The 22,004-nt window shown below is 71.9% G+C and carries 16 protein-coding genes and 3 pseudogenes; 14 read left to right on the top strand and 5 right to left on the bottom strand.

The window, feature by feature from the left end; all coding sequences use genetic code 11:
* Window positions 1–65 precede the first annotated feature (65 nt).
* From AB0M11_RS08910 to AB0M11_RS08900, 3 genes and pseudogenes are all read left to right on the top strand, one after another.
* The gene (locus tag AB0M11_RS08910; RefSeq protein WP_365702936.1) at window positions 66–2,870 is read left to right on the top strand and encodes a lectin; all 2,805 of its coding nucleotides are present in this window, start codon (window positions 66–68) and stop codon (window positions 2,868–2,870) included.
* 506 nt (window positions 2,871–3,376) lie between these two features.
* Window positions 3,377–4,615 (top strand): 4-hydroxybenzoate 3-monooxygenase, encoded by a 1,239-nt coding sequence (locus AB0M11_RS08905; RefSeq protein WP_365702934.1) that lies wholly within the window; start codon window positions 3,377–3,379, stop codon window positions 4,613–4,615.
* A gap of 213 nt (window positions 4,616–4,828) precedes the next feature.
* A pseudogene (locus AB0M11_RS08900) lies at window positions 4,829–4,987 on the top strand (NAD-dependent epimerase); the annotation flags it as partial.
* Window positions 4,988–5,145: 158 nt separating this feature from the next.
* Here AB0M11_RS08900 and AB0M11_RS08895 read toward each other — a convergent pair.
* Window positions 5,146–5,748: a hypothetical protein gene (locus AB0M11_RS08895; RefSeq protein WP_365702933.1), complete on the bottom strand. Its 603-nt coding sequence runs from the start codon at window positions 5,746–5,748 to the stop codon at window positions 5,146–5,148.
* Window positions 5,749–5,824: 76 nt separating this feature from the next.
* Window positions 5,825–5,947, bottom strand: coding sequence for a hypothetical protein (locus tag AB0M11_RS08890; RefSeq protein ID WP_365702931.1), 123 nt, complete (start codon window positions 5,945–5,947; stop codon window positions 5,825–5,827).
* Window positions 5,948–6,159: 212 nt separating this feature from the next.
* Here AB0M11_RS08890 and AB0M11_RS08885 point away from each other — a divergent pair, with 212 nt between their 5' ends.
* The 7 genes and pseudogenes from AB0M11_RS08885 to AB0M11_RS08855 all read left to right on the top strand — a co-directional run.
* Window positions 6,160–7,182: an SCO3242 family prenyltransferase gene (locus tag AB0M11_RS08885; RefSeq protein WP_365702929.1), complete on the top strand. Its 1,023-nt coding sequence runs from the start codon at window positions 6,160–6,162 to the stop codon at window positions 7,180–7,182.
* Window positions 7,183–7,204: 22 nt separating this feature from the next.
* The gene (locus AB0M11_RS08880) at window positions 7,205–8,050 is read left to right on the top strand and encodes a sugar phosphate isomerase/epimerase family protein (protein WP_365702927.1); all 846 of its coding nucleotides are present in this window, start codon (window positions 7,205–7,207) and stop codon (window positions 8,048–8,050) included.
* Between the two features lie 52 nt (window positions 8,051–8,102).
* Window positions 8,103–8,870 carry an EboA domain-containing protein gene (locus AB0M11_RS08875; protein WP_365702924.1) on the top strand — a complete coding sequence of 256 codons (768 nt, stop codon included), beginning with the start codon at window positions 8,103–8,105 and terminating at the stop codon, window positions 8,868–8,870.
* 2 nt (window positions 8,871–8,872) lie between these two features.
* Entirely contained in the window at window positions 8,873–9,727 is an 855-nt protein-coding gene (locus tag AB0M11_RS08870; RefSeq protein ID WP_365702921.1) for a TatD family hydrolase, read from the top strand.
* A gap of 2 nt (window positions 9,728–9,729) precedes the next feature.
* Entirely contained in the window at window positions 9,730–10,887 is a 1,158-nt protein-coding gene (gene eboE, locus AB0M11_RS08865; protein ID WP_365702919.1) for a metabolite traffic protein EboE, read from the top strand.
* Window positions 10,884–12,251: a nucleotide pyrophosphatase/phosphodiesterase family protein gene (locus AB0M11_RS08860; protein ID WP_365702917.1), complete on the top strand. Its 1,368-nt coding sequence runs from the start codon at window positions 10,884–10,886 to the stop codon at window positions 12,249–12,251. The genes eboE and AB0M11_RS08860 overlap by 4 nt, the downstream gene beginning before the upstream one ends.
* 165 nt (window positions 12,252–12,416) lie before the next feature.
* A pseudogene (locus AB0M11_RS08855) lies at window positions 12,417–12,533 on the top strand (hypothetical protein); the annotation flags it as partial.
* Window positions 12,534–12,566: 33 nt separating this feature from the next.
* Here AB0M11_RS08855 and AB0M11_RS08850 read toward each other — a convergent pair.
* Window positions 12,567–13,469 (bottom strand): aminoglycoside phosphotransferase family protein, encoded by a 903-nt coding sequence (locus tag AB0M11_RS08850; protein ID WP_365702915.1) that lies wholly within the window; start codon window positions 13,467–13,469, stop codon window positions 12,567–12,569.
* 319 nt (window positions 13,470–13,788) lie between these two features.
* Between AB0M11_RS08850 and AB0M11_RS08845 the strand changes: the two are divergent.
* From AB0M11_RS08845 to AB0M11_RS08835, 3 genes and pseudogenes are all read left to right on the top strand, one after another.
* Window positions 13,789–14,028, top strand: a pseudogene (locus AB0M11_RS08845) (aldo/keto reductase); the annotation flags it as partial.
* Window positions 14,029–14,402: 374 nt separating this feature from the next.
* A complete protein-coding gene (locus tag AB0M11_RS08840; RefSeq protein WP_365702913.1) occupies window positions 14,403–15,197 on the top strand; it encodes a maleylpyruvate isomerase family mycothiol-dependent enzyme in 795 nt (264 codons plus the stop codon).
* A 254-nt stretch (window positions 15,198–15,451) separates the two neighbouring features.
* Window positions 15,452–16,000: a MarR family transcriptional regulator gene (locus tag AB0M11_RS08835; RefSeq protein ID WP_365702911.1), complete on the top strand. Its 549-nt coding sequence runs from the start codon at window positions 15,452–15,454 to the stop codon at window positions 15,998–16,000.
* 77 nt (window positions 16,001–16,077) lie between these two features.
* Here the strand turns inward: AB0M11_RS08835 and AB0M11_RS08830 are convergent, their stop codons facing one another.
* On the bottom strand, window positions 16,078–17,103 hold the full coding sequence (locus tag AB0M11_RS08830; protein ID WP_365702909.1) for an Lrp/AsnC family transcriptional regulator: 1,026 nt from the start codon (window positions 17,101–17,103) through the stop codon (window positions 16,078–16,080).
* Window positions 17,104–17,284: 181 nt separating this feature from the next.
* Between AB0M11_RS08830 and AB0M11_RS08825 the strand changes: the two genes are divergently transcribed.
* Window positions 17,285–18,913, top strand: a complete 1,629-nt coding sequence (locus tag AB0M11_RS08825; protein WP_365702907.1) for an MFS transporter — start codon at window positions 17,285–17,287, stop codon at window positions 18,911–18,913.
* 305 nt (window positions 18,914–19,218) lie between these two features.
* Here the strand turns inward: AB0M11_RS08825 and AB0M11_RS08820 are convergent, their stop codons facing one another.
* Window positions 19,219–21,582, bottom strand: a complete 2,364-nt coding sequence (locus tag AB0M11_RS08820; RefSeq protein ID WP_365702905.1) for a protein kinase — start codon at window positions 21,580–21,582, stop codon at window positions 19,219–19,221.
* Window positions 21,583–22,004 lie beyond the last annotated feature (422 nt).

Below are 22,004 nucleotides of genomic sequence, written 5' to 3'. Positions count from 1 at the left end.
GCCCGTACGCGCCCGTCCCACGTAGACAACGTTGTCCACGTCGTCTCCTGGAGAGGAGAAAACCCGTGACGACACGTCAGTCGAGACCTCCCGGAACCGTGGCGATCGGTCTTCTCGCCGCCGCGGCGCTGGCCGCGGCCGGGCTGTGCACGCCCGCGTGGGCGGCCGGAAAGGCCGCACTCGTCACCGCGCCGGCGACTCTGGTCAACCCGCTCATCGGCACGTCGAACCAGGCCGACGACTTCCCGGGGGCCGATGTCCCGTTCGGCATGGTGCAGTGGAGCCCGGACACCCCTTCGCGTCCGGACGGCGGTGGCTACGAGTACAACGACTCCTCGATCACCGGCTTCAGCCTCACCCACATCGCCGGCCCCGGCTGTGGTGCGGCCGGTGACATACCGGTGCTGCCCACGGTGGGTGCCGTGAACACCGCCGCCACGGACGCGTTCTCGCACGCGAACGAGTCGGCGACCGCCGGGTCGTACAAGGTCGCGCTGGCCAACCAGGTGACCACCGAGCTGACCACCACCACGCGCAGCGGCATGGCGCGCTTCACCTTCCCCCCGACCGCCCAGGCCAACCTGATCTTCAAGTTGACGGGCAGCCAGAACGGTGCCACCGCGACGCAGTTCACCAAGGTGTCGAGCACCGAGGTGAGCGGTCAGGTGACCAGCGGGCACTTCTGCGGCGCCGCCAACACGTACACCGTGTACTTCGACATGGTCTTCGACCAGCCGTTCGCCGCGCAGGGCAGCTCGGCCGTCAAGGCGTCGGCCGCCCCCACCCCGGCGCCCGCCGGGGCGTCGAAGAACGCCGCCGAGAAGCCGAACAGGCCGGTGCTGCACGGACCCGCCCCGGTCACCCGGTCCACCCGGTCCTCGACGTCCACCCGGTCCTCGCGGTCCCCGGAGGACGGTGCCTCCCCGGCCGTCGCCGCCTCGAACGGCTACGTCACCTTCAACACCACCGTCAACCCGGTCGTGCAGGCCAAGGTCGGCATCTCCTACGTGTCGGTCGCGAACGCGGTCGCCAACCGCGCCGCGGAGAACCCCGGCTGGGACTTCGACGCGACGCGCACCGCGGCGCAGAACGCGTGGAACGGCGCGCTCGGCAAGGTGCGGATCGGCGGCGGGACCGCCGCGCAGCAGCAGACGTTCTACACCGCGCTCTACCACTCGCTGCTGCACCCGAACGTGATCAGCGACTCCAACGGCCAGTACGCCGGCTTCGACGGGAAGACGCACACCGTGGACGCCGGACACGGCGCCGTGTACGCGAACTACTCCGGCTGGGACATCTACCGTTCGCAGGCCCAGCTCGAAGCCCTGGTCGCTCCCCAGGTCGCCTCCGACACCGCACAGTCGATGGTCGACGACTACGCGCAGACCGGAATCTTCCCCAAGTGGTCCGAGAACAACGGCGAGTCGTACGTCATGGTCGGTGACCCGGCGGACGCCGTCCTCGCCGACTACTACGCCTTCGGTGCCCGGGCCTTCGACGCCACGACCGCCCTGGCCGACATGGTCCGACAGGCGAGCACGGCCAACAACGACCGTCCCGGCCTCGGCTACCTGAACTCGCCCGGATACCTGCCGCACGACGGCAGCTACGGCTGCTGCAACTTCTACGGCCCGGTCGCCACCACCCTGGAGTACGACACCGCCGACTTCGCGATCTCCGCGCTGGCCGGGGCGCTCGGCGACACCGCGGACCAGAAAACGTACGCCAACCGGGCACAGGACTGGCGCAACGTCATCAACCCGGCATCCGGGTTCGTGGAACCCCGCAACGCGAGCGGCTCGTGGACCGGCGGCTTCGACCCGACCAGTGGCACCGACATGGTCGAGGCCGACTCGTGGATCTACACCGGGATGGTCCCGTTCGACATCGGCGGCCTGGCGCACGCCAAGGGCGGCAACACCGCGATGAACCACTACCTGGACACCGTGCTGCGCAGCTACACCGGCGCCGACGGCTACGCCTGGGTCGGCAACGAACCCAGCATCGAACTGCCGTGGGAGTACGACTACACGGGCCGGCCCTACGAGACGCAGGGCACCGTGCGCGCCATCCAGGACCAGATCTGGTCGAACACCCCGGGCGGCCTCGCCGACGGCAACGACGATCTCGGCGCGATGAGCGCCTGGTACGTGTGGTCGGCGCTCGGGATGTTCCCCGAGACGCCCGGGACCTCCGATCTCGCCCTGGGCTCACCGCTGTTCACCCAGGCCGTGGTCACCCTTCCCTCGGGCGGGACGCTGACGGTCAACGGGTCCGGCGCAGCCGACAACGCTCCCTATGTCCAGTCCGCGGCGTGGAACGGCGCCGCGTGGAACAACGCCTACGCTCCCACCACAGCGATCACCGCCGGCGGCACGCTGGACTTCACGCTCGGCAGCACGGCCGACACGTCATGGGCGTCCGCCTCCTCCGCCGCCCCGCCCTCGTACGCGGGGGACACCACGGCACCGGCCTCACCACGGATCGGAACCCTCGCCTCCGCGGTGGGCTCCGGCCTCTGCGTGGACGACGCGTCCTCCGGTACCTCCGACGGCACCCACGTCCAGATCTGGGGCTGCGACGACACCTACGCCCAGGACTGGATCGTCGCCGGCGACGGGACGATCCGGGCCCTCGGCAAGTGCCTGGACGCCGATCACAGCGGGACCACCAACGGCACGCTGATCCAGCTGTGGACCTGCAACGGCACCGGCGCCCAGCAGTGGACCGCCGGAGCGGCCGGGTCGCTGGTCAACCCCGAGTCGAAGCTGTGCCTGGACGACCCCAACTCCTCGACGGCGAACGGCACCCAGCTCCAGCTGTACACCTGCAACGGTACGGCGGCCCAGAACTGGAGGCTGCCGGGCTGAGGCGGCGGCGGGAGTGCCGGCGGCCTCGACGGCACCCCCGCAGCGCCGTCGGCCTCGCATACGCCAGCCGGAATCCCGGACCTCCGTTCGTGTCCCAGAGTTCATCTCCCGCCTGCTGCGACCCACAGCAAGGGCGGCGACCAGTCGATCGACAGCCGTTTCCAGCCGGGGGAGCGGGACTTCCTCGCAGCACTGGAGAAGGCGGACCCGAAGGCCGACCTGATTGTCCTGGGCGACCTGAACGACTACCAGTGACCAGCCCGTCGCTGAGCCGCCACGCCGAGTACGACGCGGTGCACACCAACAGCGAGTTCGCCGCGCAGACCAGCGACCACGACCCGCAGATCGTCCGCGTGAAGCCGTGACGCCTCACCACCCCCCGGCGCATCACGGCTCGGCCGTCCCGCTCGGGGCGGCCGAGCCCCGTTTCCGGCCCGCCGCTCGTGCCCGCTGCGTGCCGCCGCACCTTCGTCCGCGCTCGGCTAGGCTGCTCCAGGAGGTGCCGAGTGACGGTGGACGAACGGGACGTGGAGGTGGCGGGGGAGTCCACGACGGTCGTGGTCATCGGCGCGGGCCCGGCCGGGCTGACCGTCGCGAACCTGCTGCGCAGATGCGGCATCGACTGCGTCGTCCTGGAGCGCCGCAGCCGCGAGTACGTGACGAAGCGACAGCGCGCGGGCATCGTGGAAAGCCGCGCGGTGCGGATGTTCGAGGCCTGGGGGCTGGCCGACCTGGTGCTGGCCGGCCCACCGCACGACGGCATCCTGGAGTTCCGGGTGGACGGCGAGAGCCACCTCGTCGACGACAGCGACGGCTCCGCGGGCTCCGGGGCGCGGCTGTGTCCCCAGCAGGTCCTGGTCGAGAAGCTCACCGCCGCCCATCTCGCCGACGGCGGCGACCTGCGCTACGAGGCGGCCGACGTCTCCCTGCACGACCTGACCGGCGACCGCCCCACCGTCCGCTACCGCTCCGCCGACGGCACCCGGCACGCCATCTCCTGCGCCTTCGTCGCCGGCTGCGACGGCGATCACGGCGTCGCCCGCTCCGCCGTTCCCGACGGCGTCCTCACCGCCCACGCCTTCGACCACGGCATCGGCTGGCTCACCGTCCTCGCCGACGCCCCGCCCCCCGCCCACCCGCTGCTCGCCGTCAGCCCGCAGGGCTTCGCCGCGCACTTCCCCCGCGGCCCGCACAGCAGCCGCTACTACCTGCAGTGCCCGCCCGGCGACCGTCCCGACGCCTGGCCCGACGACCGGGTCTGGGACGCGCTGCGCACGAGACTCGGCGACCCCGCGCTGACCGCGGGCCCCATCACCGACCGCGAGACCTTCCCGCTGCGCAGCCTCGTCCACGACCCCATGCAGTACGGCCGGTTGTTCCTGGTCGGCGACGCCGCCCACATCCTGTCCCCGATGGGCGGCAAGGGCATGAACCTCGCCCTGCACGACGCCGACGTCTTCGCCCGCGCCGTCCGTGACCACGTCCGAGAGCAGGACGACACGGCCCTGCGCACCTACTCGGCACGCTGCCTGCGGCGCGTCTGGAGCGACCAGGAGTTCTCCCACTGGCTCACCCGGACCGTCCACGACGCCGGCGACGACACCCACTCCGGACCCTTCCTGCGTCATATGGCCCGCGCCCGCCTCGACCGCCTCTTCACCGCCCCCGGGGCCGCGCAGGCCTTCGCGGAACTGATGGCAGGCCTGGACCCGGCCCAGGACCACGCCGTGCCCACGGACCGCTGACCGGCACGACAGCGGACGCACCACGCCTCGTCCGGCCGGTCACGGGCGGAGCCAGATGCCGGCGGCCTCCTCCAGCAGGGCCACGGCGAGAAGTTCGCCGTCGACGGGTCCGGAGCGCTCCAGGGCCCGCCGGCGCAGGCGCGGCACCGTGCCGGCGATCTCGTGCGGGGTGCCGAGTTCGCGGGCCTCGCCGCCGGGTTCGGTTCCTGGGCCCCCGGCGAGCGCACCGGCACCTTCCGCCTCGGCGACGACGTGCTCCTCTCCGACGCCGACGGCAAGTCCTTCATCTCCGGTGCCGACTACGCCATCGCCCTCGTCGACGAGATCGACAAGCCGGCCCACCACCGGACCCGCTTCACCGTCGCCCAGTGATCCCGGCCGGGACCGGCTCCCGACCGGCGGCCGAGCCACCCGGATCGGGGCACCGAGGCGGCGGCGTCGGCAGGACCGTGACTCCGGCGGGGGCGGGCCGAACCGGCTCACCCCCGCCGTGCGGGGCCGGGAGGCTGTCACCCCGCGGTCGTGGCCGGCTACCTGGCGATCTTCTGCTTCAGCTGCGCGGCCCCGTCCTTGATCTTCTTCTCGGCCTCGGCGCGCTTGCGGTCGCGCCTCTCCTTCGCCTCGTCCTTCTTGAGCTGTTCGGCGGCCTTCTCCATGGCCTTGAGTTCGGAGCGGACCGTGTCCGACGGGCGGCGTTCCAGGACGGCGTCGTAGCGCATGGCCAGCAGGTCCAGGGGCTGGGGGTCGGCCTCGCGGACCTCCGCGAGGATCGCGGTGCCCCCGGGCGGCATGTGCGCGGTGACGATGGCGACGGTGCCGGTGGCCTCCTCGGCCCGCTTGTAGTCGTAGCCGCTGCCGATCACCGCGCCGATGCCCCAGCCTGTCAGGACGCCGAGGGGGCCGCCGAGGATACCGACGAGCGAACCCACCAGTCCGCCGACGGCCGTGTTGCGTCCGGCCTCGGTCTCCAGGCCCTCCGGGATGCGCACCGTGCCGTCCTCCAGGCGTTCGAGGAGAACGGCGCCGCGGACCTCGACCATGGTGGACATGAGGTGCTTGAGGTCGCTGAGTGCCCGGTAGGCGGCGGAGCGGTCGGCGAAGCGAAGGACGACGGCGTTCTCGCTCATGGACATGGTGTCCCTCCTCGGGATTCCTGCGTCGAATCTGTGAGACAGCATGTCTTATAGATGGGTTGTGAGTCAAGGCGTCTCACAGGTCGGGGCGGGGCTGCGCGGAGAAGGCTCCCGTGAGGACACGGTCACGGATCGACACGCCGGCCGCGGGCAGGTGGTCGGCACGGGGGCGGGTGAGGCGGGGTCCGGCCAGGAACACGAGCCGCTTCCCGGCGGTGCCACCGCTGGCGCGCGATCAAGGTCACGGTCACGTGAGTCAGGTGTGCGGGGGCAGCCAGGGATCGCGCCGTCAACTCGCCTTAGTAGTCACAGAGTTGAAGATTTGGGAAGTGCTTCCTGTGTCTTCTTTGTCACGTCGGTCGACGAGGTGTGGCACACGTATGAGTTCCAAATTTGGACTAGTGTGCGGTCATGACAGAACGGAGGCGCCTCGCCGACCTCGCGCTTCTCGTCCGGGCCCCAGCCGCGCTGAGCGTCCCCGGAGATGTGCTCGCAGGAGCGGCCGCCGCAGGAACCCCCGCGAACATCCGGACCTTCGGCATCATGGGATCGTCCGTCTGCCTCTACTGGGCGGGCATGGCCCTGAACGACTACGCCGACGCCACCGTCGACGCCGTCGAGCGCCCCGAACGGCCCGTGCCGTCGGGCCGCGTGCCCCGACGTACCGCCCTCGCCGTCGCCGGCGGCCTGACCGCAGCGGGCCTGGGCCTGGCCGCCGTGGCGGGCGGACGCCGCGGCCTCGTCGGGGCGGGTGCCCTGGCGGGCGCTGTCTGGGCGTACGACCTCGGGCTGAAGGCCACCCCGGCGGGCCCGGCCGCCATGGCGGGCGCACGTGCGCTGGACGTCCTCGCGGGCGCACTGGTGGCGAGCCGGGGCGAGAGGACCGGCACGGCACTCCTGAGAGGAGCGGTTCCGGCCGCGCTGATCGGCGCGCACACCTACACCCTCACCGAGTTGAGCCGGCACGAGGTCCAGGGCGCTTCGGCCCGGCTGCCCGCCATGACCCTCGCGGCCTCCACCGCCACCGCCCTGGCGGCCGCGGCCCCGGCCGTGGCGGCCGTCCTGCGGCGTCCCAGGCCCGTGGGCACCGGGCAACCGACACAGCGCTCGACGTCCGTCTCCACGCCCGCCGTCGGCGACGTACCACCTCCGACTCCCGCACGTCCCGGCTTCGTCGGCGCCGGTCGGTACACCGCACTCGCCACGGCCGGCGCCGCCCTCGCCTACCTCGGCACCTACGGCGCCGCCCAGGTGAAGGCCGTGTCCAAGCCCTCCGGTGAGAACGTGCGGCGCGCCGTGGGGGCCGGGATCCTCGCCCTCATGCCCCTGCAGGCGGCGCTCACCGCACGGGCCGGGTCACCGGCCGCGGCCACCGCCCTCGGTGCCGCCCACCCCCTCGCGCGACGGCTCACCCGCCGTATATCCCCCACCTGAACGCTGTGTGAGGAACCACCTCATGGAATTACCCTCCACCCCCCTCAAGTTCGGCTACGGCACCAACGGCTTCACCCACCACCGGCTCGACGCCGTGCTCGGCATCCTCGCCGACCTCGGTTACGACGGCGTCGCCCTCACCCTGGACCACATCCACCTCGACCCGTACGCCGACGACCTGCCCCGCCGCGTCGCCGGCCTCGCCCGGGCGCTGGACCGGTACGACCTCGCCGTGACCGTCGAGACCGGCGCGCCGTATCTGCTCCACCCCACCGGCAAGCACCTCCCCACACTGATGGCGGACGAGCACGGGCGAAGAACGGACCTGCTGCGCCGGGCGGTTCGCATCGCCGCCGACCTCGGCTCGCCCACGGTGCACCTGTGCAGCGGCCCCGCGCCGGACGGGTGGTCCGAAGCGGACGCCTTCAAGCAACTGGCCCACGGGCTCGGGCCGGTGCTCGAGACGGCCGAGCAGCACGGAGTGGCGCTGGCCTTCGAGCCGGAACCGTACATGTTCGTCGACTCCGTGGAGCGCTGCCTGCGTCTCGCCGAACTGCTCGGCGGGCACGAGCTGTTCGGGATCACCCTGGATGTCGGGCACGCCCACTGCACGGAGGAGCGGCCCGTGCTGGAATGCGTACGGCAGGCCGCGCCGCGGCTGCTGAACGTGCAGATCGAGGACATGCGGCGCGGTGTCCACGAACATCTCGAACTCGGCTCCGGTGAGATCGACTTCCCGCCCGTCCTCGCGGAACTGCGTGCCCTCGGGCATCGCGGGCTGGTCTCGGTGGAGATCCAGGGCGGTGCCCTGGACGCCCCCGAAGTCGCCCGGCGCTGTCTCGACTTCCTGCGCACCGCGGCGGCGTAGCGCTCCCGTTCGGCACTCCACTCCTCAGACCCCACAGGAGGCTCGGTCCCTCATGCCTTCCGCACCACCGCTGCCCCCGGTACCCCCAGACCCCCGCCTCTCCCTCGACGTCCTGACCCCGGCAGCACGAGCGTGGCTCGACGAAGCCGTGGCGCGCGTCGCCGTGGAACCCACCGCCATCCGGACCCTGTTACCCGCGGCTCGACGACACTGCGGTCGGGCGCCGCTGGACGAGCACTGGAGCACGGACGAGGCCGTCCGGGTCATCCTGATCAGGGCCCTGCCCCTGCGGGGCACGGCCCTCGCCGACGAGGTGGCCGGCCTGTACCGGCACGGCGACCCCGCCGAACAGCGCGCGGTGCTGCGCGCGTTGCCTCTCCTCGACGGCCTCGCCGCGGACGGCTCCCACGGCGACCTCGCCCTGTCCCTGGTCCGCGAGGCCCTGCGCGCCAACGACCCCCGCGTCATCGAGGCCGCCCTCGGCCCCTACGCCGCCGTCAGCCTCCCGCAATCCGAGTACCGCCAGGCCGTCCTCAAGTGCGTCTTCCTCGGCCTACCGCTCGACCGGGTGACCGGCATCGACGCCCGCGCCGACCACGAACTCGCGCGCATGCTCGCGGACTTCGCTCATGAACGCATCGCCGCCGGACGCACCGTCCCCACGGACGTCTGGCCCCTCGTCCGCCGCTTCCCCGACCTCGCGGACACCCTCGCCACCCAGGCCCGCTTACTGGCACCCACCCGCCCCGAAGCCGTCGCCCGCGCCCTGACCGCGCTCGGCGAGGGCCCGGCAGGCACACCGTCCCAGGAAGGAGTCTGACCATGCGCATCTTCGACCCGCACATCCACATGACGTCCCGCACCACCGACGACTACGAGGCCATGCACGCCGCCGGGGTGCGCGCCGTCGTCGAACCCGCCTTCTGGCTGGGCCAGCCCCGTACCTCCCCGGAGAGCTTCTACGACTACTTCGACACGCTGCTCGGCTGGGAGCCCTACCGTGCCGCCCAGTTCGGCATCCAGCACTTCTGCACGATCGCGCTCAACCCCAAAGAGGCCAACGACCCGCGCTGCACACCGGTGCTGGACCAGCTCGACCGCTACCTCGCCAAGGACCGGGTCGTGGCCGTCGGAGAGATCGGCTACGACTCCATGACTCCCGAGGAGGACGAGGCGCTCGCCCGGCAGCTGCAGCTCGCCCTCGACCACGGCCTGCCCGCCCTGGTCCACACCCCGCACCGCGACAAGGCGGCCGGCACGAAGCGGACGCTCGACGTCGTACGGGAGTCGGGCATCGACCCCGGCCTCGTCCTCCTCGACCACCTCAACGAACTCACCGTCCGCATGGCTCTCGACAGCGGCTGCTGGGCCGGGTTCTCGATCTATCCGAAGACCAAGATGAGCGAGGACCGCATGGTCGAGATCCTCAAGAAGCACGGCACCGCAAGAGTTCTGGTCAACTCCGCCGCCGACTGGGGAAGTTCGGATCCGCTCAAGACCCGGAAGACCGCCGACGCGATGCTGGCCGCCGGCTTCGGCGACGACACCGTCGACCAGGTCATGTGGCGCAACCCCGTCACCTTCTACGGGCAGAGCGGCCGCCTCGACCTCGAAGAACCCAAACCGGACGACGGCTCGACGTTCCGCGGCAACTCCATCCGCCGTGGGGGAGAGTGACCGTGCGCCTGCGCCACCCGGACGGCACCACCGTCCACCTCGGCTACTGCAGCAACGTCCACCAGGCCGAAGACCTGGAGGGCGTCATCTCCCAACTCGCCGAGTACGCGGAGCCGGTGCGCGAGCGTCTCGGCGTCGACCTGCTCGGCATCGGGCTGTGGCTGGCCCGGGACGTCGTCACCCGGCTCAGCACGGACGACGCGACGGTGGAGCGGCTCAAGCGCGAGCTGCACCTCCGTGGCCTGGAGACCGTCACCCTCAACGCCTTTCCCTACGCCGGCTTCCACGACGACGTCGTCAAGAAGGACGTCTACCTCCCCGACTGGGCCGACGAGACCCGGCTGCGGCACACCCTCGACTGCGCCCGCGTGCTCGCGGGACTGCTGCCCCAGGACGCCGAGCGGGGCAGCGTGTCCACACTGCCCCTGGCCTGGCGAGAGCCCTGGCCGAGAGAGCGCGCCGACACCGCCCGACGCGCCCTGGACCTGCTGGCCGACGGGCTCGCCGCCATCGAGTCCGACACCGGCCGCCGTATCAGGGTCGGCTTCGAGCCCGAGCCCGGCTGCGTCGTGGAAACCACCGCACAGGCGGTACGGGAGCTGGGCGGGCTCGACCCGGAGCGGCTCGGAGTCTGCCTGGACGCCTGTCACCTCGCCGTGCAGTTCGAGGACCCGAGGGCCGCGCTCGACCGGCTGTCCGCCGCCGGCCTCCCCGTGGTGAAGCTCCAGGCATCCTGCGCCGTCGAGGCGGCCGACCCGGCGGACCCCGTGGCCCGCAAGGCTCTGCGCAGACTCGCCGAACCCCGCTTCCTGCACCAGACGCGCACCACCCACCTGGGTGCGGTGCTCGGCGTGGACGACCTGGGTGACGCCCTGGACGGCGGGCTGCCCACCGGCTCCGGCCCCTGGCGTACCCACTTCCACGCACCGCTGCACGCCGACCCCGAACCGCCGCTGCGCACCACCGCCGGCCATCTCACCGACGTGCTCACCGGACTGCTGGGCGGACTCACCGCCCGCTGCGACCACATCGAGGTCGAGACCTACACATGGTCCGTCCTCCCCGAACCCCCCGCCGACCTCACCGGCGGCATCGCCACCGAACTCGCCTGGGCACGCGAGCGGTTGACCGGACTCGGTCTCAAGGAGGACCACTCGTGAAACGCCTCGTCGTCCTCGACATCGTGGGTCTCACCCCACATCTGCTCCGGCACATGCCGTCCGTCGCCGCGCTCGGCGAACGAGGCTCCCGGGCCCGACTCGACACCGTGCTTCCCGCAGTCACCTGCACCGTCCAGTCCACCCTGCTCACCGGCGAACTCCCCTCGGTGCACGGCGTGGTGGGCAACGGCTGGTACTTCCGCGACCTCGGCGAGGTGATGCTGTGGCGGCAGCACAACGCACTCGTCGGCGGCGAGAAGCTCTGGGAGACGGCGCGCAGGACCGACCCCGGATACACCGTCGCCAACGTCTGCTGGTGGTACGCCATGGGCGCGGACGTCGACTGGACCGTCACCCCGCGCCCCATCTACTACTCGGACGGGGCGAAGGAGCCCGACTGCTACACCTGGCCGCCCACACTGCACGACGAACTCACCGACCGCCTGGGCCCGTTCCCCCTCTTCACCTACTGGGGCCCGAACGCCGGGCTGCCGTCGACCCAGTGGATCCTCGGCGCCGCCCGCCAGATCTTCGACGAGAAGCATCCCGACCTCACCCTCGTCTACGTCCCCCACCTCGACTACGAACCCCAGCGCAGCGGCCCCGACTCACCCGAGACCCTCCGCGCCGCCCGCCAACTGGACGCCGCGCTCGGCCCGCTGATCGACCACTTCCAGCGCGCCGGCGCCACCGTCGTCGCGCTCAGCGAGTACGGCATCGCCCCCGCCTCCCGCCCCGTCGACGTCAACCGCGCCCTGCGCCGAGCCGGCCTGCTGCACGTGCACACCCAGGACGGCATGGAGTACCTCGACCCCTGGACCTCCCGCGCCTTCGCCGTCGCCGACCACCAGATCGCCCACGTGTACGTGAAGGACCGCGCCGACACCGCCGCCGTCGCCAAGCTCCTCGGCGAACTCGACGGCGTCGAGCACCTGCTGGACGCCGACGGCAAGGCAGCCCACGGCCTCGACCACGAGCGTTCCGGCGACCTCGTCGCACTCGCCGACCCCGACGCCTGGTTCACGTACTACTACTGGCTCGACGACGCCCGCGCCCCGGACTTCGCCCGCCAGGTCGAGATCCACCGCAAACCCGGCTACGACCCGGCCGAGCTGCTCTACGACGACACGGTCCCCGCGGTGAAACTGCGTGCCGTCGGCTCCGTGCTGCGCAAGAAGGCCGGCTTCCGCTACCGGATCCGCACGGTACCGCTGGACCCCTCGGGCGTCAGCGGAAGCCACGGGCTCCTGCCGACGAACCCCGACCACGCCCCCGTACTCCTCTGCTCGGAACCGGAGCTGAAGCAGGAGGCTTACGCGGCCGCCGAGGTGAAGTCGCTGCTCCTGCAGCTGGCAGGGAGATGAGGCGGCCGCGCCTGCGGCCCAGGTCGTGGCGTCCCACTCGATGCGGGCAGTGCGGCCGTCGACACGGCGGGCCCGCGGCCGAACCGCCCGTCGATCGGCTGGGCCCGCGGCGCCTTCGACAGCCCGCGCGGCACCATCGCCGTCGACTGACGCACCGAGGGCGACACGCTGCACCTCACGGTCGACGTACCGCCCACCTGCACCGCCACCGTCGTCCTGCCCGACGGACGGGAACTGACCGCATGTCCGGGCCGGTTCCAGCACCCGGCGGTCACCGACTGACCGCTGCCTTCCCCGGCCCGCGAGACAGCGACATCACGCTGCCAGCACACGGCCGAGCGCTGCCCGGCCCGCGGGACCCCAGGCAGGCTTGCCGCCCGGAAGGCCCCGGTCTCCCGCCTGGCCCATGAGGATGAGGAAGAGGCTCTTCATGGCGGCCAGTCCGCGGGCCCGCCGGACCGTCGCCTCGTCCGCATGCGCGTACCCCTCGAAGAACCGTGCACCCGCGCCCTCGGGAAGCAGCAACCACGCGGCCGCCAGGTCCCACGCCGGATCGTCGGCGAACATGGCGTCGAAATCGATCACACCCGCAAGCGTCCCGTCCGAGACGACGACATTCGCGGGGTGGAGGTCACCGTGCAGCCATACCGGCGGGCCGTCCCACTCGGGGGCCGAGACGGCATCGTCCCAGACCTCCCGGACGGCCCGGACATCGGCGGCGATGCCGCCGGGGGCGATGCCCTGCAAGAACCCCTCGAAGCCGTCCGTGCACTCCCTGGGGTGAGCGCCGCGGTCCCACATGGTGGGCGCCTCGGCGGGCGCCTCGACATGGAGCGCGCGGAGGAAGCCCGCCAGGGCGTCGGCCGCGTGGACGCCGCGGCTGATCGAGCTGACGTCCAGCGGCTCGCCGTGCACCCACGTCATGACGCTCCAGGACCTCGGAAAGCGCGCGGACGGTTCGCCGATCCGCACCGGAGTCGGAACCGGAAGCGGAAGACGCGGGGCCAGGGCAGGCAACCACCGGCACTCCTTGCGCAGCAGATCCTGGGCGCCTTCCCGGCGCGGCATGCGCACGGCCAACTTCTCCCCGAGACGCCACATCTGGTTGCCCCAGCCGCCCGCTACTTCGCGCAGGGCCAGTCCTGCCAGGTCCGGATGCTGCTCCCGCAGCAACTCGCGGACCAGGTCTGCGGTGATCTCGATCTCCACGTCGGTCATCGACGTCACCGTACTCGGCCAGGTGGTGCCTCGGGTCTGCCGGAGGCGGCTTGTTCGTCCAACGAACATGTCCATTGAGGGTGACGGCGGTCCCTGCCTACCGTGACGCTGCCCGGCAGGTCGGTCACCCCGCCGGGCGACCTCAGTCAGGGGCGGTCGAGCCATGCGGACGGGGTCCGCGCAGGCCCGGGGTGGTTCGGCAGCGGTGTCCCCGCGACGAGGCTCGCCATGGTGGCGGCCGGCACGCCGACCACCGCCACCCGGTACGCCGCCCAAGTGGCGTGCGGGGGCGGCCTGAAGCCGGTCCGGGCGCCGGGGTCTGACCGACGACATGCGCGACCGCCTCAACGCCCTCAACGCCATCGCCGCCCGCCGCGGCCAGACCCTGGCCCAGATGGCCCTGGCCTGGGCCCTGCGCGACCCGCGGGTCACCTCCCTCGTCATCGGCGCGTCCAGCACCGAGCAGTTGGAGCAGAACGTCGCCGCCCTCCACCACCTCGACGCCACTGACGGCGGGGTGGATCTGTGGCGCGACGCCCGACTGGGAAACCTGGGCTGACACGGCACACGGCCTGCGCAGGGGGCGCAGCTGCAGGTGGCGTAGCACGTCGCGGGTGCCCGGCCGCCGTGTGGACGACTTGCCCGGTGCCGGGCATCACTGCACAAGGAATCCCTGATCGAGCCACGCGGCTCCTCGGGGAGCGGGCGGACTCGGCGCGCGCACCCCCCAGCTTTCACGGCTCCGCCGAGCGCCGGCCATGCCTTGGCACCCTGCTGCCGGCGGCGGCCGAGTCATCACGCCTCCTTGGTTGCACCCGGCTCGTACCTTGATTGCACCCCAACCACTTCCCGTATAGCTTTACGAAAAGCTGTCTGGATGCGCTGGACACGCCATCGCCGCCGGGCTGCCTGCCCACCACCTTGGAGACGCTCATGAGCGAACGCGCCGACCGGATCATCGCCGCCCTGCGCAGCGGACACGACCACCTCACCTCGCTGGTGCGCGGCCTGGACGCCGCCGACCTCGGCCGGCAGTCGGGGGCGGCGGAATGGGACGTGTCGCAGGTGCTCAGCCACCTGGGCAGCGGCGCGGAGATCGGCCTGGCCGCTCTCGAAGGAGCGCTGGACGGCACCGGCCCCAAGGACGGGGACTTCAACAAGTCCGTCTGGGCGCGCTGGGACGCCATGTCCCCGAAGGAGCGGGCCGAGGGCTTCGTCGCCGCAGACGAGGCGCTGGTCTCCCGCTACGAAGGCCTCGATGCGCAGACCCGTGAGGATCTGCGGATCGACCTCGGCTTCCTGCCGATGCCCGTGGACGTGCCCACCTTGGCGGGCCTGCGGCTGAGCGAGTTCACCTTCCACACCTGGGACGTCGAGGTCGCCTTCGATCCGGCGGCCGCCCTCGCGCCGGACGCGACCGGTCCGCTGCTCGACCAGTCCGGTCTGCTCCTCGGACGCATCGCCAGGGCTGACGCCCTGGACGGCCGTCCGGTCCACCTCGCGATCCGTACCACGGCGCCCGAGAGGTCCTTCGGACTCGTCGTCGGTGAGGCGGTCGCGCTCGGCGACGAGCCGGCCCGGCCCGACGCGGTGCTGAGCGCGCCCGCCGAGTGGTGGCTGCGCCTCACGACAGGCCGTCACGCGCCCGCGTACACACCGACGAGCGTGACCCTCACCGGGGACGCGGTGACCCTGGACGACCTGCGACGCGTCTTCCCCGGGTTCTGAGCCGGGGCGTCACGGCGCCGAGAGGAGTCGTCGGACCGCCGACGGGGGACGGACAGGACATCGACGTGGATGCCGAACTGCAGGGCGTGCCGGCCGAACTCCGGCCTTCGGAGGCCGGCGCCGCGATCACCGTGTCAACGCGCTGGACCTGACCGGGGACGGCTACAGCCAACGCCGCGGCCCCTGCACCGGCGGCGGCCGGCCCAATAAAGCTTTCCATGAAGCTATCCATCTAGTGACCTATGGTGTACGGCGTGACAGCTCCCTCAGATCCCGTGGACGCAGTGCTGCAGACCTGGCGTGCGGAACTGCCCGAGGTCATCGTCGCCTCTTCCGAGCTGAGCAGGCGGATCATGTTCCTCGCCGCGGCCCTGGAGCGCGGTACCCGGCGCGAACTGGGCGAACTCGGGCTCACGGTGGCCGAGTTCGACGTCATCGTGGCCCTGCGCAGGGCCGGTGAGCCGTATCGACTGAAGCCGAATCAGCTGGCGCGCTCCCTGATGCTCTCCACCGGGGGCACCACCAACGTCACCCACCGCCTGGTGGCCCGCGGCGCCGTCGAGCGGGAGGACGACCCGGCCGACGCCCGCAGCACCTGGCTCAAGCTGACACCGGACGGCGTCGCACTCGCCGAGAGTGCGGTCCTGGCCACCTCGACCGAGCACGAGGCCCTCTTCGAACAGGCGCCGGCGGAGGTCATCGAGGCGGCGACCGTCGCGCTGCGGGATCTCATCACCTCCTGCCCGGCTCTGCTGTCCCGGGACGCGGCGGTCAGGGCCGCCCGAGCCCAGTGCCGGCCCTGAGGGCAGCCGCGGTCACGCCGGCCCGGCCGCTCGCCTGCGCGGAGTCGCCGATGGACCTCTCTCGGCGCGCCTGCGGGTCACGCAGCGGGCGTTCCTGCCGGGAGGTAGGGGCCCGCGCCCTTCATGGTGCGCTGGATGGGGGTGGTCGCGGTGTGGCGCAGGCCGGGCAGGGCCGCCACCGACTCCGTGAGGTAGCGGTAGAAGAGGTGCGCGGTCGGGACGTCGACGCTGGCGTAGAGGTTCGTCGTACCGGTCACGGCGCCGGCAAAGGCCACCTCGGGGTGTGCGGCCAGCGCGGCTCCCGCGGTGGCGAGGTGGGCCGGGTCGATCTCCAGCCACAGGGCGGCCCGGAAGTTCTCCCGCAGGACATCCGGGGGGTCGACGTCGAAGTACAGAACGCCGGACGCGGTGAGTTCGGCGATGCGGCGGCGCACCGTCGACGGGGACAGACCCGTCGCAGCGGCAAGGTCTCCGGCTGCCGCCCTGCCGTCCCGGGCCAGCAGGTCGAGCAGGTGCCGGTCGCTGTCGTCCAGCGTCACCGGAGGCGTGTCGTCCCGCGCCGGTTCCGGCGTCACCCGTGGGGTGAGTGCCTCGATCTGTGCGGCCGTCAGCGGTCCGCGCTTGTTGATCGGGCTCAGGTCCCGGCCGAAGAAGACGTGCAGCAGGCAGTGCGCCGACACGTCCACCACCTGGGGCGTGCGCGGCAGTTTCTGCAGGAGCGGTGAGTCGTCCAGACCCCATCCGCGGGTCCGCACCAGACAGTTGATCTCGGTGCCGCCGGAGCTGAGATGGACCCAGGTGGTGTCCGTACGCCGCGCCAGCGCCTCCCCGACGGAAGAGGCCGCGTCGGGCGTGCAGCGTACGCGTACGAGCCAGCCGGAGTCCCCCATCCGCTGGGGGTCGGTCAGCCCCAGGACCCGGATCCTCCCGGAGGACCGCAGCCGTGCCCAACGGCGCGCGGCGGTCTGGTCGGAGACGCCGAGGACGTCGGCGATCTCCCGGAACGAGGCCCGTCCGTTGATCTGAAGGGCCTGCGCGAGCGCCACCTCCTCCTCCGACAGAGTGCGGTCGGCGCGGCGAGGGATGTCGAGATACGTCTTCACAGCACTCCATCCTGTCGGATCCGCGCAGAGAGCGGGCTCTGGCTAACAGATACACCTGAACGTCGCCAACGCTCGGTGCCGGACAGCACGTCTGGTCCGAACTCACTCCCGCACGACGAATCCCGCACGCCGACTCTCGCACTCCGAATTCCGAATCCCGCACTCCGAACGGAGACCCGACATGCGCAAGTGGTGGCCCCTGACGGCGGTCTGCCTGGGCGCCTTCATCCTGCTGGTGGACGTGACCATCGTGAACGTGGCACTGCCCAGCATCGCCGACGGCCTCCAGGCCTCCTTCACCTCGCTTCAGTGGGTGATCGACGGCTACGCCCTGGCCCTCGCGGCCCTGCTGCTGGCCTCCGGTTCCCTGGCGGACCGGTTCGGCCACCGGCGGTTCTACGTCTACGGTCTGGTCCTGTTCGCCCTGTCCTCCCTCGTGTGCGGCCTGGCCCCCGACGCCGGGGTGCTGATCGGCGCCCGTGTGGTGCAGGGCGTGGGCGGCGCGGCCATGTTCGCCACCTCGCCCGCTCTCCTGATCACCACCTACCAGGGCAAGGACCGGGGCACGGCCTTCGGCGTGTGGGGCGCGGTCAACGGAGCCGCCGCGGCAGCGGGCCCCCTGCTCGGCGGCCTGCTCACCGAACACATCGGCTGGCCCGCGATCTTCTTCGTCAACCTGCCGATCGCCGCCGTGGCCATCGCCCTGACGCTGCGTGCGGTGGGCCCGGACCGGCCCCGCACCCGCAAGGCGTCCGGCACCGGCAAGGCGTCCGGCACCGGTACACCGGGGCGTGTCGACGTCCCCGGCGCGGCGGCCTTCACCACCGTCGCGGGCGCGCTCACCTACGGGCTCATCCGCGGCACGGACGCGGGCTGGACCTCGTCCGGGATAGTGGCGGCCTTCGCCGTCGCCGCTCTCGCTCTCGCCGCCTTCGTGGTGATCGAGCACCGCACGGCGCGGCACGGCGGCGCCCCGATGCTGGATCCCGCGCTGCTGCGCCGCCCGTCCTTCGCGGGCCTGATGAGCGGTGCGCTGCTGCTGCAGGCCGGTGCGTTCGGCTGGCTCGTCCTGGTCTCCCTGTGGCTGCAGTCCGTCCTCGACCTCAGCCCGGTCGCGGCCGGCCTCGCGCTGACCCCCTTGGCGGGGGCGTCGTTCCTGGTGTCCGCCGTGGCCGGCCGCCACATCCAGCGACTCGCCCCGCGCCTTCCGATCGGCGTGGGGCTGCTGCTCGTCGCGGCGGGCATGCTGCTGCTGCGCGCGGGGATGACGGCCGACGCGGGACGAGCCGCGCTCATGTGGGGCCTCGTGGTCAGCGGTGTGGGTGTCGGCCTTGCCACACCGGTACTGGTGTCGGCCGCCACCTCCGCCGTGCCCCCACGTCAGGCGGGTGTGGCCGGCGGGGCGGTCAACACGTTCCGCCAACTCGGCATGACGTTGGCCATCGCCGTCTTCGGCGCGGTCTTCACCAGCCGGACGGCCGCGGTACTGGCCGGTCCCGGCACGGTGCCGGACACCGACCGGGCCGCCTCCGCGCTGGCCGGCGGCCAGGCGCAGCGCCTGGTCCAGGCGGCACCGCCCGCACACCGTGACGCGGCACGCCATCTGGTGCACCAGGCCTTCGCGGCAGGCCTGGACCGGGTGTTCCTGCTGGCGGCGACCGCGGCGACGCTCGGCGGTCTGATCGTCCTGATCCTGCTACGCCCGCAGCCCCGTACGGCGACGGCACACGGCGACGGTGCCCCGGCCGTACCCGCACCGGACCGTGCCCAGAGCCAGGCCACCGCCGATCCTGGCGGCCGCACGGCGTAGCCCGTCAGACCGAGGACCCTGCCGGGCCGCCCGCGGACGCGGGTGGCCTGCGCACGGTGCAGGCTGCCGCTCCGGCCATCCCCTCCGCGAGCGATGCGGGAGCCTGCAGACCGGACGCGGTGCGGAGGCCCGGCACCATGGCCGCCGCGGCGGCGAAGGGCGATGGGGGAGTTCATGTCCGGCTCGAACCGGCTATGGGGGTACCCAGGGCCGAGCCGGGCAAGCCGCTGTGTGTGACGACGCTGCCGTCCGCTTCTCCCTGCCGGACCGGCAGCCGGCGTTCCCCCACGAAGACACGCCGCGCATCAGATGCTCGGCAACCCGTAGACCCGGTCGTAGTGGTGGGCCACCAGATGTCCGGCGGGGTCGCAGGAGATCTGCCAGCCGTTGAGGCCGGTGTCCCGGCCGTCCGTGAAGTTCCAGCGCAGGCGGCCGGTGGCGGCGTCGATGGCGAAGAAGCCGTCCTTGTTCTGGAGGGCGGCGGCGTAGACGGCGTGCGGTCCGACGGTGATGGGACGGTCGCCGTCGAGCTGGGGCGTTGCGCAGAACCAGCGCCGTGCGCCGTTCGCCGCGTTGAAGGCGTAGATGCCGTACGGGTCGTTGCCGACCGCGTAGACGGTGTCGCCGCCCGCTCCGAGGGATGCGAACAGGCCGTGTTCCGGCTTGGCCCGCCAGCGGAGCGTGCCGGTGCCGAGATCCAGGGCGATGAGTTCGGAGCCGATGGCGAAAACGGTCTGACCGAGTACGGCGAGACCTGGCCGGAGGTCGTAGCCGACCGGGTGTCTCCACCGCAGGGAGCCGGCGTCGTGGATGCTGCGGACGGAGACGTTGCGCAGGCCGTCGGCGTAGACGAAGTACTCGGACGTGACGACCGGTTGCAGGGGTATCCCGACGTCTTCCGGGCTGACCGGGATGACCTCGGCTCGGCGGGCCCGGAGATCGACGCCGAAGATCGCGTCGGTGGATGTTGCGACGCCCTGTTCCGACGACTGGCGCTCCAACCGAGCGCCGAGCACGGAGACGGCGAAGCCGTCGTAGGCGCCCAGCAGTTGGGTGAACTGGAAGCCGGTGCCGAAGTCGAGGGTGAACCGCTCGGCCCCGCTGCCCGGATCGACGCCGATCACCGTGGCGCCCGTACCGAGCGCGACGGCCGCGCCGTCGGTCAGCAGGACGGGAGTGGGGGAGAGGCTGATGCCCTCGTAGATCCACTGAGGACGGGAGCCGTCGGCGAGGCCGAGGCAGATCATCGTGCCCGGACGAGCCTTGAGCAGGGCGGTGCCGTCGTTGAAGACCGCCGGGGTCTGCAGCAACGGGGCGCTGCGGTATACCCAGTTGGGTTCGGGCGCCGAGGCGGTGGACGTCGTGGGGCGGGCGCGGGGCTTCCTTCGTACGGCGACGAGTGCGGCGGCACCGCCGACCACCGCCAGCCCCGTGCCGGCGGCGAGGACGGAGCGTCGGGAGGGACCGGAGTACGCGGGGGAGCGACGGTGCACACGCGAAGACGCCGTCTCTCGGCCTGTCGACTCCGAGGTGGGGGACCTCTCCGGTGCCGGGGCGCCGAGGAAGTTCGCATCGGCCCGGGGCGCGACGGAGAGGGCGGACCCTGCACTGTCGCACGCTTCCCCGCTGCCGCTGCCGCTGCCGCTGCCGCTGCTGTCGGAGTCGTCTTCGAGTAGGTGGGTGCCGCTCGACCCGTCCTCGCTCTCGGTGGCGATGTCGGTGTCCGTCTCCGTGTCCGTGTCCGTGTCGGCAGCGAACGGCAGGGCTGCGGCGGGTCGCGGCACGAGATCCATGACGGCGGCCTGATAGCGGGCGACGGTCGCCGCCACCGGAGCGGGCAGCCAGGCCGCGGTCAGCAGTTGTTCGACGCCGCCCGGGGCGCACGCCGCGGACAGCCGCTCGGGGCTGATGCGCAAGGTGGGGTCTTTGACCAGACAGAGACCGATGATCTTGTCGAGCGGCTCGGGCACTCCCGTCAGGTCGGGCCACCCGTGGACCACCTGGTAGAGGAGAGTCGCTGCCGCGGCGCCGCTGAAGGGTGGGCGCCCGCAGGCGGCGAACACCAGCACCGAGCCGAGACAGAACACGTCCCCCTCCGCCCCCATCGGATCGCCGGTGGCCTGTTCCGGGCACATGTATTCAAGGGAGCCGAACACGCCCCCGGTGGCGGTGAGTTGATAGCCGTCGCGGGCGCGGACGATGCCGAAGTCGATGACGCGTGGTCCGTCGGCGGCGAGCAGCACGTTGGAGGGTTTGAGGTCGCGGTGCACCAGTCCCTGGGCGTGCACCGCGATGAGCGCCTCAGCCATGCCCGCGCCGAGGGCCAGAACCGACTCCACCGGCAGCGGCCCGTGTTCGGCGATCGACTCGGCCAAGGTGGGGCCGGGTATGTAGGTGGTGGCGAGCCACGGGGTCTCCGCGTCCGGAGCGGCGTCGACAACGGATGCGGTGTAGGTGCCGCCGACGGCCGCAGCGGCCGCCACTTCGCGCCGGAAGCGGATGCGGAAGTTCTTGTCCTCGGCCATCTCCGGGCGGATGACCTTGACCGCGACGGTCTGACCTGCTGGTGAGGTGGCCAGATACACCCGTCCCATTCCGCCTGCTCCCAGCCGGGCCACGAGGCGGTAGGGGCCCAGGCGTTGGGGATCTTCTGGGCGCAGTGGCTTCATACCCGCGGCTGCCTGTTCTGAGTGGTGGCAGACGGGAGTCCCGCCCGCTGAGTGGGGGAGAGGCCCGGGACGGGTCTGGCAACACAGTAGAGGCTGGAGTGACAGCTGAGGTTCACATCGACAGCCGCTCTCCGCTACGCGGAAGTAGTTGACCAGCCCTTCTCTCTTTCCCTGAGCGCTGTATGACGGGACGTCATGTCGTTGGTGACACGTGCTTGTACTGCGGGAACAGTGCGCGATACGCAACAGCGCCGGTGGGGATTGCCTGTATACGCCAAAGACCCCCGATGTGTTGAAGCTCACCCATTCCGTCCGCGTCACACCCCAGCTCCAGGGGGTCGGCGGCGTACAAGCACATCGGCTCCCTTGGCGCCTGAACCGGGGCCGGTCACCTGACGACCGGCCCCACCTGACGACCGGCC

It is taken from the genome of Streptomyces sp. NPDC051987, assembly GCF_040680735.1.
Classification (GTDB): Bacteria; Actinomycetota; Actinomycetes; order Streptomycetales; family Streptomycetaceae; genus Streptomyces.
Note: the sequence above shows the minus strand (reverse complement) of the source record. Positions and strands in the feature narration are given on the sequence as shown.

What these genes read in the sequence shown, in the direction of transcription:
- AB0M11_RS08895 (WP_365702933.1), bottom strand. Translation starts at nt 5,748, where the DNA reads ATGTCCATGAGCGAGAACGCCGTCGTCCTTCGCTTCGCCGACCGCTCC.
- AB0M11_RS08885 (WP_365702929.1), top strand. Translation starts at nt 6,160, where the DNA reads ATGACAGAACGGAGGCGCCTCGCCGACCTCGCGCTTCTCGTCCGGGCC.
- AB0M11_RS08880 (WP_365702927.1), top strand. Translation starts at nt 7,205, where the DNA reads ATGGAATTACCCTCCACCCCCCTCAAGTTCGGCTACGGCACCAACGGC.
- AB0M11_RS08875 (WP_365702924.1), top strand. Translation starts at nt 8,103, where the DNA reads ATGCCTTCCGCACCACCGCTGCCCCCGGTACCCCCAGACCCCCGCCTC.
- AB0M11_RS08870 (WP_365702921.1), top strand. Translation starts at nt 8,873, where the DNA reads ATGCGCATCTTCGACCCGCACATCCACATGACGTCCCGCACCACCGAC.
- AB0M11_RS08850 (WP_365702915.1), bottom strand. Translation starts at nt 13,469, where the DNA reads ATGACCGACGTGGAGATCGAGATCACCGCAGACCTGGTCCGCGAGTTG.
- AB0M11_RS08840 (WP_365702913.1), top strand. Translation starts at nt 14,403, where the DNA reads ATGAGCGAACGCGCCGACCGGATCATCGCCGCCCTGCGCAGCGGACAC.
- AB0M11_RS08825 (WP_365702907.1), top strand. Translation starts at nt 17,285, where the DNA reads ATGCGCAAGTGGTGGCCCCTGACGGCGGTCTGCCTGGGCGCCTTCATC.
- AB0M11_RS08820 (WP_365702905.1), bottom strand. Translation starts at nt 21,582, where the DNA reads ATGAAGCCACTGCGCCCAGAAGATCCCCAACGCCTGGGCCCCTACCGC.